10 protein-coding genes are annotated in these 14,682 nt (G+C 67.2%); 5 read left to right on the top strand and 5 right to left on the bottom strand.

The window, feature by feature from the left end; genetic code table 11:
* Positions 1-743 (bottom strand): thiamine pyrophosphate-binding protein (locus tag TVB01_RS14265; RefSeq protein WP_422456572.1); only part of this gene is annotated, 743 nt, incomplete at its 3' end.
* A 317-nt stretch (positions 744-1,060) separates the two neighbouring features.
* Between TVB01_RS14265 and TVB01_RS14260 the strand changes: the two genes are divergently transcribed.
* Positions 1,061-1,738 (top strand): GntR family transcriptional regulator, encoded by a 678-nt coding sequence (locus tag TVB01_RS14260; RefSeq protein ID WP_422456571.1) that lies wholly within the window; start codon positions 1,061-1,063, stop codon positions 1,736-1,738.
* Between the two features lie 50 nt (positions 1,739-1,788).
* On the opposite strand, the gene TVB01_RS14255 is transcribed toward TVB01_RS14260, so the two are convergent.
* From TVB01_RS14255 to TVB01_RS14240, 4 genes are read right to left on the bottom strand one after another with little or no spacing between them, the layout of a single operon-like run.
* Positions 1,789-2,985: a M20 family metallopeptidase gene (locus tag TVB01_RS14255; RefSeq protein ID WP_422456570.1), complete on the bottom strand. Its 1,197-nt coding sequence runs from the start codon at positions 2,983-2,985 to the stop codon at positions 1,789-1,791.
* Positions 2,982-4,235: a PLP-dependent aminotransferase family protein gene (locus tag TVB01_RS14250; RefSeq protein ID WP_422456569.1), complete on the bottom strand. Its 1,254-nt coding sequence runs from the start codon at positions 4,233-4,235 to the stop codon at positions 2,982-2,984. The genes TVB01_RS14255 and TVB01_RS14250 overlap by 4 nt, the downstream gene beginning before the upstream one ends.
* A 3-nt stretch (positions 4,236-4,238) precedes the next feature.
* Positions 4,239-5,420, bottom strand: coding sequence for a M24 family metallopeptidase (locus TVB01_RS14245; RefSeq protein WP_422456568.1), 1,182 nt, complete (start codon positions 5,418-5,420; stop codon positions 4,239-4,241).
* 39 nt (positions 5,421-5,459) lie between these two features.
* Entirely contained in the window at positions 5,460-6,446 is a 987-nt protein-coding gene (locus tag TVB01_RS14240) for a D-2-hydroxyacid dehydrogenase (protein WP_422456567.1), read from the bottom strand.
* A 65-nt stretch (positions 6,447-6,511) separates the two neighbouring features.
* On the opposite strand from TVB01_RS14240, the gene TVB01_RS14235 reads away from it, so the two are divergent.
* The 4 genes from TVB01_RS14235 (at position 6,512) to TVB01_RS14220 (ending at position 13,931) form a co-directional block, all read left to right on the top strand.
* Positions 6,512-7,825 carry an aspartate aminotransferase family protein gene (locus TVB01_RS14235; RefSeq protein ID WP_422456566.1) on the top strand — a complete coding sequence of 438 codons (1,314 nt, stop codon included), beginning with the start codon at positions 6,512-6,514 and terminating at the stop codon, positions 7,823-7,825.
* Positions 7,822-10,923 carry an FAD-binding and (Fe-S)-binding domain-containing protein gene (locus tag TVB01_RS14230; RefSeq protein WP_422456565.1) on the top strand — a complete coding sequence of 1,034 codons (3,102 nt, stop codon included), beginning with the start codon at positions 7,822-7,824 and terminating at the stop codon, positions 10,921-10,923. Before TVB01_RS14235 ends, TVB01_RS14230 begins: the two co-directional genes overlap by 4 nt.
* Positions 10,920-12,404 (top strand): NAD-dependent succinate-semialdehyde dehydrogenase, encoded by a 1,485-nt coding sequence (locus TVB01_RS14225; RefSeq protein WP_422456564.1) that lies wholly within the window; start codon positions 10,920-10,922, stop codon positions 12,402-12,404. Before TVB01_RS14230 ends, TVB01_RS14225 begins: the two co-directional genes overlap by 4 nt.
* Positions 12,405-12,488: 84 nt before the next feature.
* Positions 12,489-13,931 (top strand): MFS transporter, encoded by a 1,443-nt coding sequence (locus TVB01_RS14220; RefSeq protein WP_422456563.1) that lies wholly within the window; start codon positions 12,489-12,491, stop codon positions 13,929-13,931.
* Positions 13,932-14,682: the final 751 nt, after the last annotated feature.

The raw sequence follows: 14,682 nt of genomic DNA, 5'->3' as shown, positions 1-14,682 counted from the left end.
CGCGGAGGGGAGGGGGCTATGTAGACGGTCGCATTGAGGTGCTCGGCTAGGCGCACCACCTGGGAGTAGACCTCCGGATCCTGAATGGCCGCTGCGTCCACCTGGGGACCGAGCACCAGCGCCGGGTTCCGGGCCTGGTCGACGGCGCCCACGAGCTCCTGAGCCAGGTCAGTGGGGAGGCCACCGGCGACGGTCACGGACCGGGAGGTGAGCAGGGCGTCGTCGGGAAGCGCTGGCTGGCCCCAGTCATCCAGGGGGACGGAGACATAGACCGGACCCTGCGGATGGGTGGTGGCCTCCAGCACGGCCTGGGACAGGGTGCGGGGAACGTCAGCCGCCGCGAGCGGTTCATGCGCGTATTTGGTGAGGGGATACGTCAGCATTCCGGCATCCACGTTCGCGAGCATGGTCTCTTGGCCCACGGTGCGGCGCACCTGCTGGCCGGCGAGCAGGACCAGCGGAACATGCGCGTAGTGCGCGTTCGTCAAAGCTCCCATCGCGTTTCCGGTTCCGGAGGCAGCGTGCAGGTTGACCAGGACCGGTCGTCCCGTCACCCGGGCGTAACCCTCTGCCATCCCCACCACAACCTGCTCGTGCAGGCCCAGGACGAACGTGAAATCCTTGCCCAGACCGGCCAGGAAAGGCAGTTCGTTGGATCCGGGGTTGCCGAAGATGGTGGTCATCCCGTGGGCCCGGAAGACGTTCGCAGATGCCTGCAGGACGGTCTTTTCTTCGTTGATCAAGTGTCTCCTCGAGAATGCGGTGCCAGCTGCACGGACGAATCCAGAAGGCCCTGGCGCTTCTTTGCGTCCTTGCTCTCACATTCTTGCATGAGTCGTACGTCACATGAGGTTGGTGTTACGCAACGCCCCGGCGGGCCCCGTCGGCAGGCACCGGCGCGGAGGATCCCTCCTCCGCGCAGCAGCACCTGTGGCAGTCGTGCGTCGAATTGACTGCAGACTCAGGCGGCCGGTCCCTGTAGGATTGTCTACAAGTTTAGAGAGCTGCCTTCACCGGACCCGCACGGCCCCGGAAGGCCCCGAGCGAAGTGTGGTTTGCGTTGGCAATTTTCGATCCCCTGGTACGCGAGTCAACGCCCTCGATCATCGCCGGAAAGCTCCGGTCCGCCATTGGCCGCGGACAAATTCCGGCCGGCAGCCAACTGGTGGAAACCGAGCTGGCCCGGGAGCTTGGCGTGAGCCGCGGACCGCTGCGGGAAGCCATGCAGCGACTCACCCAGGAGGGCCTGCTGATCAGTATCCGCAACCGCGGAATCTTCGTGATCACCATGACGGAGGAGGAAGTGCGGGATATGTATGTGGCCCGCACCGCCGTAGAACGCGCCGCGGCTGAGCTGATCCTGCAAAAGAACGGCGGCAAGGCTGTAGCCGCAGGACTGTCCCGGGTAGTAAAGGCCATGAAGAAAGCAGCCGACAAAGCGGACCTAGATGCGATGTCCGAGGCAGACATGGACTACCACTCCGCCCTGGTCTCCGCAGCGGAAAGCCCGCGGCTGACCCGGATCCACAACACCCTGCTGACCGAGACGCGGATGTGCCTCACCGCCCTTGAGCGGCGCTATCCGGATCCGCATACCCGGGTGGGGGAGCACCAGGCCATCGCGGATGCGCTGGCCAAGGGCGACCAGGAGCTGGTGGGCAGGCTGCTCATCCGGCACATGGACGATGCGCTGGAGCGGCTCACCGGCGGCGGGAATCCCGAGCCGGCCACGGCGTAGCTGGCCTGTGCCGTAGGCGCGTCAGCTGATGTGCCTGTGCCGTAGGTGCTTCAGCGTATAGGCCTGTGCCGCAGGCACATCAGCGCATAGGCCTTCGCCGCAGTCACAAGTTCTGTCACGCTCACTGACTCGTTCACCTGATGGGCCTGGTCGTTGAGGCCGCCTGGACCCATCACGATCACCGGCACGCCGAAGTCCCGGGCAATGAACCCGCCGTCGCACGCCGCGGTCCAGCCCGTGACAGGGCTGTCCATCCCCAGCTGAGCCAGGGCGCCAACGGCATTGGCCACCAGCGGATGGTCGGGCTCAGTGTGGAACCCAGGCATCTCCATGGTCACCGCCGCATCCACGGTCATTCCGTCCGCCGCAATTCCAGCGGCACGAATATCGGCCAGCAGCGCTTCCCGGATCACCTCCGGATCCTCATCCGGCATCAGCCTTCGGTCCAGGGACAGGGTGCAGGAACCGGCCACCATGGAGGTTCCGGTGCCGCCGCGGATGAGTCCGGCGTTCCAGGACCCCGCGCCCAGCAGCGGATCCGCCGAACCCTGCAGCCGGGCATGGTCCCGGCGGATCAGATCCAGGATCCGGGCGGCAGCGTCGATCGCGTTGCGCCCGTCCGCCGGGCGGCCGGAGTGCGCCGGCTTTCCGGTCACTGTCAGTTCCAGATAGCTGTCCCCGCGGCAGGCAATGACCGTTTCGAGGTCGGTCGGCTCGGCCACCACACAGGCTGAATAGGGGAACGGACCGGCCGCTGCTGTAAAGGCCCGGATCCCCAGGCCCAGGTCTTCCTCATCCACAGTGCAGGCCAGAGCCATCGGCCCGGACAGCTCAACTCCGGCAGCCCGCAGCGCGCGCAGCGCAATGAGCACCGCCGCCAGCCCGCCCTTCATGTCCGTGGACCCGCGTCCCACCAGGCGGCCGTCCCGCACGTACGGGTCAAACGCCGGCCGGTCCCAGCCGACACCTGCGGGCACGACGTCGGAATGGCCCAGAAAGAGCAGGCCCGGCCGGGTGCCGCCCGGCAGCATGGCCGTGAGGTTCGGCCGGCCGGGAGCGACCTCCGTGACTGCTACCTCCAGTCCGGCCGCCCGGGCAAAATCCGCCAGCACCTGGACGGTGGCGGCTTCGGTTCCACCGGGGTTTTCGCCGCCGGCTGCCACCAGGTCAGAGGCCAGGGCCACCAGCTCGGTTTCCGGGATCAGCCCCAGGACGGCATCTTCCGCAAGGGAGGACTGAACGCTCACACGCCTGCCCCGGCGTCGAGCCCAGCAAGTTCCCGGTCCATGGCACGTTTCAGCCGGATGATGCCTTCCTCGGCCCGCTCGGGAGTGGTGGATGCGAAGCAGAGCCGGAGGGCGTCGTCGAACTTCCCGCTGGGAGAAAGCGCCGGTCCCGGAATGAAGGCCACCCCTTCTGCCAGCGCCGTCTCGAACAGCTTCTGGGTGGAAATGCGGGCATCCTGCCCCTGCAGGGTGAGCCAGAGGAAGAAGCCTCCCTCAGGATCCGTGGTGGTGATCCGGCTGCCGAGGTGGCGGTGCAGGTTGGCCTGCATAGCGTCCTTGCGGCGCTTGTACTCGGTGCGCAGCCCGTCCAGATGGTTATCCAGGCCGCCGCGCCGGATGAACTCCGCCACCAGGTGCTGCGCAGGAACGTTCGTGCAGGTGTCCATGGCCTGCTTGGCGTTGATGACCAGCTGCCGCAGGGACGGGTCGGTGTCCACCCAGCCCACCCGCAGGCCCGGTGCCAGGATCTTGGAGAACGTGCGGACCGAAAAGAGCAGCGGATCGCCCGGGCTGAGCGCCTGCAGGGAGGGCAGGTCCTCACCCTCGAAGCGCAGCAGCCCGTAGGGATCGTCGTCGATGATCACGGCGTTCCACCCGTGAGCGAGTTCCAGCAGCCGCTGCCGGCGCGGCAGGGACAGGGTGACCCCGGCCGGATTCTGGAAGTTGGGAATGGTGTAGATGGCTTTGGGGGTTCGGCCGGTCGCTGCCACGAGGTCGGGGAGCGCCTCCACGATCAAGCCGTCCTGGTCCACCGGGGCCTCCAGCAGTTCGGCGCCGTAGCTCAGGGCCGTGGCGCTGCCGTTGGTGTAGGTGGGGCTTTCAACAATCACCAGGTCACCGGGATTGATGAAGATCTTGCAGGCCAGGTCCAGTCCCTGCATACCGCCGGCGGTGATGGTGACGCGGCTGGGGTCGGCGGGATCGGAAGTGTCTGAAAGGTAGTCCACCAGGGCGTCCAGGAGCCCCGGTTCGCCTTCGGTGGCGCCGTAGGTGAAGGAGCTGTGGTCCAGCACCTGCGCGGCGATGTCCCGGAACTCCTCCAGCGGCACGGCTTCATCCGCCGGGGAGCCCATGGCGAAGCGGACAATGTCGTGTGTCTGGGAGGCCAGCAGGGAGGTGCTGGAGTCAATTACGGAGCCCACCAGTCCGGCGGCGCGGTCGGCCAGCGGCAGCGTGGCGCCGGCGCGGGCGGCGAAGGAGTTCAGGGTCATGGGCTAGTTGCCTTTCAGGAGCAGTTCCTGCCGGAAGCTGGTGAGGGTTTCGACGCCGTCGGCGCTGACCCGGATGGATTCGGAGAGTTCGTAGCCGTAGCCGTCCATCCACATTCCGCCAATCAGGTGGAAGGTCATGTTCTCCGTGAGGATGGTTTCGTCTTCGGAACGGATGGAGATGGTCCGCTCACCCCAGTCCGGCGGATACCCGATGCCGATGGAATAGCCGATCCGGGAAGGTTTCTCCAGGTTGTACTTGGCCAGGGTCCGGTTCCAGGTCCGGGCCAGTTCGTGGACCGGAACACCGGGTTGGATCTCCGTGAGCACTGAGTTCAGGGCGTCCCCGACGGCGTCGGACAGTTTGGCGAGCCGGTCCTGCGGGGTGCCGAGCACCAGTGTGCGGGCCAGCGGGGCGTGGTAGCGGCGGTAGGCGCCCGCCAGCTCGATGACCACGGCCTGCCCGGCCGTGAACCGTTCATCGCTCCAGGTCAGGTGCGGGGTGTCCGCGGCTTCACCGGTGGGGAGCATCGGCACGATCGCCGGATAGTCGCCGCCCAGGTTCTCGACGCCGGTGATCTGCGCCCGGCTGATGGCCGCGGCGGCGTCGCACTGGCGGACGCCGACGTCGATCGTCTCCACCGCGGCGGCCATGGCGGCGTCGCAAATCCGGGCAGCGGAGCGCATGAGTTCCACTTCAGCGGGGGATTTCACTGCCCGGACCCAGTTCACCAGCTCGAAGCTGTCCACCAGGGTCCACTCCGGCAGGGCGTTGACCAGTGACCGGTAGGCCTTGGGGGAGAAGAAGTGCGAGTCCATTTCCAGGCCCACGCAGCCCGCTGCCGCCGGGGCGATCAGGGCGCGCTCACGGAGGGCGAAGGACACCCAGTCGAAGGGGTGCAGGTGCGGGCGGTGCACGTACCTCTCCGGGTAGCCCACAATGTTTTCGGCCGGCAGGCAGCTGGTGCGGGACGCGCCGGACGCGTCCATTTCCCGGGTGAAGAACAGCAGCGGACCTTCGGCGGGCACGAACAGTACCTGCGGTGTGTAGAAGGACCAGGCGTTGTAGCCGGTGAGGTAGTAGAGGTTGGCCGGGTCGGTGACCAGCAGGGCGGAGAGTCCCTGCCGGGCCATGCGCCGTCGGACCCCGGACAGCCGGGCGTCGTATTCCTCGGAGCTGAACAGCAAGCGGGTACCTCCGTGACTGGGGACGAACTGGACCTGTGATTATGAGGATGAGCTCACATAACCGCGCTGCTTGTCCACCACACCGGCCAGGGACTCCCCGGCGGTGAAGCGCAGCAGGTTTGCGGCGAACTGCCGGGCCAGGGTGTCCCGCCAGCCGGCGATGTCTCCGCTCATGTGCGCAGAGAGGTGCACGTTCTCCATGCCCCAAAAGGGATGCGAGGCGGGCAGTGGCTCTTCGCGGAAGACGTCCAGCGACGCAGCGGCAATCGACCCGGTGCGCAGGGCCCGCAGCAGGGCATCTTCATCCACCAGGGCGCCGCGGCCCACATTCACCAGGTGGGCGGAGGGTTTCATGGCGGCCAGGACGGCGTCGTCCACGAGGTCCCGCGTCTGGTCGGTGAGCGGCGCGGCGAGGACCACGTGGTCCGCCCAGCCGGCGTGTTCCGCCAGTTCTGCGCTGGGGATCACCGTGCCGAAGTGCGGGTCGTCCTCGCGGGCGCTCCGCCCGGCACCGCGGACGGAGAGCCCGACGGCGCGCAGCAGCCGTGCGGTGGCCCGGCCTATGCCTCCGGTGCCCACCACCAGGGCGCTGGAGCCGTAGGTGCCGGTGAGTTCGCGGTGCTGCCACACGGAGTCCTGCTGCAGCCGCTTGGACAGGTGCAGCTGCTTGTCGTGGGCGAGGACCGACGCGAGGACAAACTCGGCGATCGGCCGGTCAAAGATCCCATGCGCGTTGGTGAGCAGCACGGGGGAGCAGCGCAGTTCCTCGAACAGCATGGCGTCCACTCCGGCAGCGGCCACATGGATCCATTCCAGGGAGTCGGCGTAAGGCCAGGCGTCGGCCAGGGCAGAGGAGAAAAAGTCCCAGAGGAACAGCACCTGTGCTCCGGGCAACGCCGCCGGCAGGCCCGCGGCATCGGTGATGCTCACGTCCGCCAGAGCCTCGATTTCCGCGAGATTGCAGGGCAGGGACTGACCGGATGCAGCGAGGATGACCACGCTGGGAGTGCTCACAGTGTTACTCACGCCGCAACCGTATCCCCATTGAAGGATTGTTGACAATAGACATACGTGACCTGCATCATGGCCGCATGACTTCCCTCAGCCCCGCCCTGAAACAAGCCACTCCCGTGATTGTGGACCACGCCCTCGGGTGCTGGATCCACGGCACCGACGGCCGGGACTACCTGGACTTCACCACCGGCATCGGCGTGACCAGCACCGGGCACTGCCATCCGAAGGTGGTGGAAGCCGCCCGGGAACAGGTCGGGAAGATCATCCACGCCCAGTACACCACCGTTATGCACAAACCGCTGCTGGAACTGACGGAAAAGCTCGGGGAGGTCCTTCCGGCAGGACTGGATTCAGTGTTCTACGCGAACTCCGGCTCGGAAGCTGTCGAGGCCGCCGTCCGGCTGGCCCGCATGGCCACGGGACGGCCCAACATTGTGGTGTTCCAGGGCGGTTTCCACGGCCGCACCGTCGCCGCAGCATCCCTGACGACGGCGGGCACCAAGTTCTCCGCCGGCTTCGCACCGCTCATGGCCGGCGTCCACATGGCCGCCTTCCCCTACGCCTACCGCTATGGCTGGGACGAAGACACCGCCGTCGCGTTCGCCCTGCAGGAACTGGACTACCTGCTGCAGACCCGGACCGATCCGAAGGACACCGCAGCGTTCCTGATCGAACCGGCACTTGGCGACGGCGGCTACCTGCCAACGCCTCCGGCCTTCCTGGAGGGCCTGCGGGAACGGGCGGAAAAGTACGGCATCCAGCTGATCATTGACGAAGTGCAGGCCGGCGTCGGGCGCATGGGCAAGTTCTGGGGCCATCAGTACTCCGCGGCCACCCCGGACATCCTCATCACCGCCAAGGGCATCGCCTCGGGTTTCCCGATCTCAGCGATCGCTGCGTCCACGGACACCATGTCCAAGGCCTGGCCCGGTTCCCAGGGCGGAACCTACGGCGGCAACGCCGTGTCTGCCGCCGCCGGCGTCGCGACCCTGGAAGTGGTGCAGGAAGAAAACCTGGTGGAGAACTCCCGGATCCGCGGCGAACAGCTGCAGGCCGGGCTGCTGGAGATCCAGGAACGGTTCCCGGTGATCGGCAACGTCCGCGGGCTGGGGCTGATGCAGGGCATCGAGTTCACGGCCGGGGACGGAACGCCCGACGCCGCCACGGCCGCTGCGGTGCAGCAGGCGACCACCGAGCAGGGTCTGCTGACGCTGACCTGCGGACCGGCAGGCAACGTGGTCCGGCTGATTCCGGCGCTGGTGGTCTCAGCGGAGGAAATCGCCACCGGGCTGGAACGCTTCGAAGCCGCGCTCGCCGCCGTTGCGGGTGCTGTCCCGGCCGCGGCCGCGGCTGCCACGACTTCCACTTCGGCAAGCACGGAGAGCCGATGACAAAAACCGGCCTCGCCGCCCCGTCTGTAGCCGCCGGCGCACCGGATGCCGGTGCGCTGCTGGACGGGCTGGCCGTGGCGGGAGTCGAGGCCGACGGGTCGTCCCGCCGGCGGGCGGAGTATTCCTTCGACGCATCGAACTACCGGGTGCCGCCGCTGGCTGTGGTGTTCCCGCGGACGGTAGACGACGTCGTCGCTGTCCTGAAAGTGTGCCGGGAGACCGGGACGCCGCTGATCAGCCGCGGCGGCGGCACGTCCATGGCCGGCAACGCGGTCGGACCCGGCGTCGTGCTGGACTTCTCCCGGCATATGAACGGGATCGGTGCCGTGGACGAGGACGCCCGAACAGTGGCCGTGGAACCCGGCGTCGTGCTTGCGGTCCTGAGCCGGGAAGTGGAGCGCGCCACCGGCAACCGGTTCAGTTTTGCCCCCGATCCCTCCTCCAAGAACCGTGCCACCGTGGGCGGGGCGCTGGGCAACGACGCCTGCGGCAACCACTCGGTGCGCTACGGCCGCATCTCGGACCATGTGGCGGAGCTCGACGTCGTCACGGCCGACGGCGCGGAGCTCACCGCCACGGCCACGGGGATCCGGGCCACCCATCCCGGCGACACGTACTCCGAACAGCGTGCCGCCGAACTGGCCGCGGGGCTTCAGGACCTGGCGCATTCCAACCTGGCCGGTTTCCGGACCGAACTCGGACGGATCCAGCGTCAGGTCTCCGGCTATCACCTGGCCAACCTGCTGCCTGAGCACGGCTTCAACGTGGCCCGCGCGCTCGTGGGGTCGGAGGGCACCTGCGCCGTGATCGTTGGTGCGCGGATGAAGCTGGTGCCCAAACCGGCCAGCGCGCTGCTGGTCTGCCTCGGCTACGAGGATGTGGTGGAGGCCGCCCGGGACATCGGAACCATCCTCGAGTTTTCGCCCGCCGCCGTCGAGGGCATCGACGAAGCCATCGTGGACACCATGCGGTTCCGCCGCGGCGCGAACTCGGTGACCGGGCTGCCCGCGGGCAGGGCCTGGCTGTATGTGGACCTCGACGGCGACGACCCCGCCTCCGTGCAGGCCGATGCGGACCGGCTGCTGGCCCGGCTGCAGGAAAACGGCCGGCTGGTCGAGGGGCGTCCGGTGCCCGACGGTGTTGAACGGGCATCGCTGTGGCGGGTGCGGGAGGACGGGGCCGGGCTGTCCTCGCGGCTGTCCACCGGAGGGGAATCGTGGCCGGGGTGGGAGGATTCCGCCGTCGCGCCGGAGAACCTGGCCGACTATCTGGCGGACTTCCGGGAGCTGCTGGACCGCTTTGGACTGCAGGGCGTGATGTACGGGCACTTCGGTGCGGGCTGCATGCACATCCGCATTACCTATGATCTGCGTACCGATGCCGGCCGGGCTGTGTTCCGGGAGTTCTCCCGGGAAGCGGCGGAGCTGGTGGTGCGGCACGGCGGTTCGCTGTCCGGGGAGCATGGTGACGGCCGGGCACGGTCCGAGCTGCTGCCGCTGATGTATTCGCCGAGGATGCTGGCCGCCTTTGCTGCGTACCGGCAGCTGTGGGATCCGGACGGGATCCTGAACCCCGGGTCGCTGACGGATCCGGATCCGATGGACGCGAATCTGGCACTGCAGGGTGTGCCGGAGCGTGAATGGCGGACCAGTTTTGATCTGCGGCCGCTGCACTCCGGCGGTGGATCAGCTGCTGAGACCGACGATCCCAGTACTTCGGCCGGAGCCGCGGTGGACCCGTTTGTCCATGCGGTGCAGAGCTGTATTGGGGTGGGCCGCTGCCGCACGGACACCGGCGGGGTGATGTGTCCAAGCTACCGGGCCACCCGGGATGAGAAGGACTCCACCCGGGGAAGGGCGCGGGTGCTGCAGGAAATGGTCCGCGGTGCACGCACTGTGGAGGAGGGGTGGAAGTCCGAGGAGGTCCGTGAAGTCCTGGATCTTTGCCTCTCCTGCAAGGCCTGCTCCACGGACTGTCCTACCGGTGTGGATATGGCCACGTACAAGTCGGAGTTCTTCGACCACTACTACCGGGGGAAGCTCCGGCCGATGTCGCACTTTTCGCTGGGCTGGCTGCCGCGCTGGCTGAAGCTCACCGGACGGGTGGCGCCGCTGGTCAACGCCGTGCTGGCCACGCCGCTGGGGAAGATAGCTGCCCGGGTGGGTGGGCTGACAACGGAACGTGCCCTGCCGCGGTTCGCGCCTGCGGGGGCGTGGCGGAGGGAAGTTGCTGCGGCTTCTTCGGCGCCGGGCGCACCGGGCGGAACCGGGAATGAGGTGCGCGGCGCAGAGGCGAGCAGCGCGGCCGTGACAGGCGCGCCCAACCGGAAGGCCGGCGTCGTGCTCTTTGTGGACACCTTTACCCGGGGTTTCCGTCCTGAGGTGGCCGGTGCCGCTGCCCGCGTCCTGGAAGGGGCGGGGGAGCGGACGGAATGCTCGGCCGATGCGTGCTGCGGCCTGACCTGGATTTCCACCGGGCAGCTCGGTACGGCGAAGAAGATGCTCGCGAAAGCCGCGGCGGCGCTGGATGACGGGACCGAGCGGCCCATCGTCGTCGTCGAGCCCAGCTGTGCCGCCGCACTGCGGAAGGACCTGCCCGAACTGGTGCATACCGACCAGGCCCGCCGGGTCGCCGCCCGGGTCCGGAGTTTCGCCGGGTACGTGGGCGAGCTCGCTGTCTCCGGGTGGACTCCGTCGCCGGCTGGCCCGCTCCCGGAGAAGGTGGTGCTGCAGACGCACTGCCACGAGTACTCCGTCTTCGGTGCCGGAACGCAGAAGACCGCGCTCGCAGCTCTCGGGATTCCGCAGGTGGTGGACGCTACCGGATGCTGCGGTGTCGCCGGGAACTTCGGGTTCGAGAAAGACCACTACGAGGTCAGCATGCAGGTGGCTGAGCAGGCTCTGGCACCCGCGCTGCGCGGCACGGATGCCGGAACCGTGGTCCTCACCGACGGTTTCTCCTGCGCGATGCAGGTTCAGCAGCTCGACGCCGCCCGGCCCGGCACCCACCTGGCCCAGCTCCTTGACCCCGGCACCGGGCCCAACCTGGATGCCACAACCAGCTTCCCGACCCCTCGAGCAAAGGACTCCGACGAATGACTACGCAAACCAGCACCACCTCGCAGGCTGCCCGGGACGCCGTCGCCAAGGTCAGTACCGGCCTGTTCATTGACGGGCAGTGGAGCGAGGCCGCGTCCGGTGCCCGGTTCAACGTCGTGAATCCCGCTACCGAAGAGGTCATCGCCACGGTGGCCGACGGCGGTCCGGAGGACGCGCAGCGTGCCATCGAAACCGCCGGGCGCGTGCAGAAGGAATGGGCCGCGACGGCTCCGCGGGAACGCAGCGAGATCCTGCGCCGCGCCTATGACCTGATCATGGCCCGGCAGGATGAGCTGGCACTGATCATGACCACGGAGATGGGCAAACCGCTGGCCGAGGCCAAGGGCGAGGTGGCCTACGCTGCCGAGTTCTTCCGCTGGTTCTCCGAGGAAGCAGTGCGCATCGGCGGCGACTTCTCCTCCACAGGCGACGGGAAGACCCGGATCCTGGTGTCCAAGGAACCCGTGGGTCCTTGTGTGCTGGTCACGCCGTGGAACTTCCCGTTGGCTATGGGCACCCGCAAGATCGGCCCCGCCATCGCCGCGGGCTGCACCATGGTGTTCAAGCCCGCCAACCTGACGCCGCTGTCCTCGCTGGCACTGGTGGACATCCTGATCGAAGCCGGATTGCCCGCCGGCGTGCTGAACGTGGTGTGCACGTCGAAGGCGTCCTCCGTGGTGTCGCCGTGGATGTCCAGCGGCATTGCCCGGAAGGTCAGCTTCACCGGCTCCACCGCCGTGGGTGTGCGGCTGCTGGAGCAGGCCGCCGAGCACGTGATGCGCTCCTCGATGGAACTCGGCGGGAACGCGCCGTTCATCGTGTTCGAGGACGCCGACCTGGACCGTGCCGTGGAGGGCGCCGTGGCCGCGAAGATGCGGAACATGGGGGAGGCCTGCACCGCCGCCAACAGGCTGTTCGTGAAGCGCTCCGTCGCAGATGAGTTCGCCCGCCGGCTCGCCGAACGCCTGGGCGCGCTCACGGTGGGCGACGGCGCGGAGCCCGGCACCGACGTCGGGCCCCTGGTGGAGGAGAAGGCACTTACCAAGGTGCAGGAACTGGTGGACGACGCCGTCGCCAAGGGCGCGGAAGTGGTCTGCGGCGGGGCGCGCCCCGAGCGGCCGGGCTACTTCTACGCGCCGACGGTCCTCTCCGGGGTGAGTCCGGAATCGGACCTGATGAACGAGGAGATTTTCGGTCCGGTGGCGCCGGTGGTGCCGTTCGATACCGAAGAAGAGGTCACCCGGCTGGCGAACGATACTCCCTGGGGCCTGGTCGGCTACCTGTTTACGCAGGATGTGGACCGCGGCTTCCGGATGGGCGAGGCGCTGGAGGTGGGCATGGTCGGGCTGAACACCGGCATTGTTTCCAATCCGGCGGCGCCGTTCGGCGGCATCAAGGCCTCCGGTCTGGGCCGCGAAGGCGGACGTGTTGGCATCGAAGAGTTCCTGGAAACGAAGTACCTGGCGATGCCCAGGACCTAGGTAGTTGGCCCGGCCGGGGACCGGGCAGCAGAGCAGCACACGGCACCACCGCAGCAGCCAATCACTCGTATGAAGGATGGACCGATGTCAGCTAATTCCCAGCCCCGAAATGCACCCGCCCCGGTTCCGGGCGCCGAACCCGAAGGCAAGGAAGCGAAAAAGACCCTGCACCGGTCCATCCTCGGCTCAGCCCTGGGCAATGCCGTTGAGTGGTTCGACTACGGGGTCTACGGCTACCTGACCATCTACATGGCCGTGAACTTCTTCGGGTCGGAAGATGGCGACGGCGGCCTGGGCGTCACGCTCACACTCGCCACCCTGGCGCTGTCCTTCCTGGTGCGTCCGCTGGGCGGTCTGATCCTGGGGCCGCTGGGTGACAAGGTGGGCCGGCAGAAGGTCATGGTGCTCACCGTGACGCTGATGACCCTGGCCACCGGCTGCATTGGGCTGCTGCCGACGTTTGAAACGGCGGGCCTGCTGGCCCCGGTGCTGCTGCTGATCTGCCGGCTGGTGCAGGGTTTCTCTGCCGGCGGCGAGTACGGCGGTGCTGCGGTGTATATGGCGGAGTCGGCTCCGGATAAGCGCCGCGGTTTCTTCGGGTCGTTCCTGGAGTTCGGCACCACGGTGGGCTTTATTCTTGCGGCGATTGTCTGCACCACCACCATCACACTCGTCGGCGACGAGGGGATGTTGGAGGGCTGGTGGCGGCTGCCGTTCCTGCTGACCATTCCCCTGGGCCTGACCGCACTGTGGATCCGGACGCGGCTGGTGGAGGCTCCGGTCTTCGCGGAGGCATCGGCGCACCGGGAGACCCTGAAGTCCCCGCTGCGGCAGGTACTGGCGCAGAACTGGCGGCAGCTGCTGGTCCTGGCCGGGTTTGTGGTGCTGCTGAACGTGGCGTTCTACCTGATCCTCGGGTACATGCCGACCTACATGAGTGGCCAGTTGGGGCACAGCACCGCGCAGGGCAACTGGATGCTGGTGGCCGTGATGGCACTGATGCTGCTGGCGATTCCGCCGGTCGGTGCGCTCTCTGACCGGATAGGGCGCAAACCGCTGCTGCTGACCGCGGCTGTTGGCTACATTGTGCTGTCGGTTCCGGCGATCATGCTCCTGGGTGTGGAGAGCCTGATCCTGCAGTTCCTCGGCCTGGCTGTATTGGGCTTCCTGCTGGTGATCCTGGTGTCATCGGTGTCGTCGACGCTTCCGGCGCTGTTCCCGACGGCGGTCCGGTACACGGGCTTTGCCCTGGCCTATAACTTCTCTACCGCGTTCTTTGCCGGCCCCTCCCAGACCATTGCCAACCAGCTGATCGAGACGACCGGAAACCAGCTGGTGCCGGGCTGGTACATGGCGATTGCCGGAGTGATCGGTCTGGTGAGCATCCTGTGCATGCGGGAGACCGCCCAGGCGACGCTGCGCGGCGAAGTGATTCCCGGTGCTCCGGATTCAGTGGGCTGGCCGAAGAAGGTGTATCTGGAGGAGAACCGGGTGGATGCTGAGGAGCGGCGGCGGGTGGGGGTTTAAAGGACGCCGCGTTCTTGAACACACACGGCACACGCTGCTCTGCGCTCTCTCTTCAGTTCAGTCCGTCGCCGCGATCATGTACCTCTGCTAGTTGCTGGCCTACAACCGCGGGACTGCCGATCATCCTGGCGGTGCTTGGAACTAGCCACCTCGGCCTCAAGCGCAATGCTAATGAACTTCTAAGGCACGGCTCGGTTCCTGATAATCATGGGCTTGTCTGGGCTCTTCTTCTGTTGCCCGTGCGGGCTGTCCGGTTTCGACCAGCAGATCGGTACTGCCGCTGTGGTGCGGATGCTTAGCACTCAGCCAGCTCGGTGGAGCGTCGAGCCTATAATCAGCGGTTGTTGATCCAAGCCGCACGCTCGGAGAAGAAGTCCGAGATCGGCTCGCAATGGAGTACAAAACGGCCAGCTTCAGCGGACTTGTTGTCGCAACAAGCATCACAACTGGAAATGCCGTCCGGGCTCGCTTGACCACCCGAGCTTATGTTTGGGCTGCCCTTGAACGCTGAGAAGTGCAACGACTCCGTTCAGTGTGAGGGGGGCGGTTCAGGCGGTGGAGCTGACCGCCTAGAGTCTCGGATGTAAGGATGAGGCGGCACCTTTGGCCAAGTTTCTTTAGGTAGGCGGGCGGGAACGCCTCCGCATAGGACGATTGCGAGGTACCGTCGCTGTTCAGGTCCTAGCCCGGAGCCATATTCCCGTCTCGGAGCAGCAAGAGCCGTCTACCCAACCCGTGGATGGATGGCGAC

The organism is Arthrobacter sp. 7Tela_A1, from assembly GCF_049311065.1.
Taxonomy (GTDB): Bacteria; Actinomycetota; Actinomycetes; order Actinomycetales; family Micrococcaceae; genus Arthrobacter_B.
Note: the sequence above shows the minus strand (reverse complement) of the source record. Positions and strands in the feature narration are given on the sequence as shown.

Bases quoted from the DNA above. Each gene is read 5' to 3' on its own strand.
- TVB01_RS14250 (WP_422456569.1), bottom strand. From the start codon at position 4,235: ATGACCCTGAACTCCTTCGCCGCCCGCGCCGGCGCCACGCTGCCGCTG.
- TVB01_RS14230 (WP_422456565.1), top strand. From the start codon at position 7,822: ATGACAAAAACCGGCCTCGCCGCCCCGTCTGTAGCCGCCGGCGCACCG.
- TVB01_RS14235 (WP_422456566.1), top strand. From the start codon at position 6,512: ATGACTTCCCTCAGCCCCGCCCTGAAACAAGCCACTCCCGTGATTGTG.
- TVB01_RS14225 (WP_422456564.1), top strand. From the start codon at position 10,920: ATGACTACGCAAACCAGCACCACCTCGCAGGCTGCCCGGGACGCCGTC.
- TVB01_RS14220 (WP_422456563.1), top strand. From the start codon at position 12,489: ATGTCAGCTAATTCCCAGCCCCGAAATGCACCCGCCCCGGTTCCGGGC.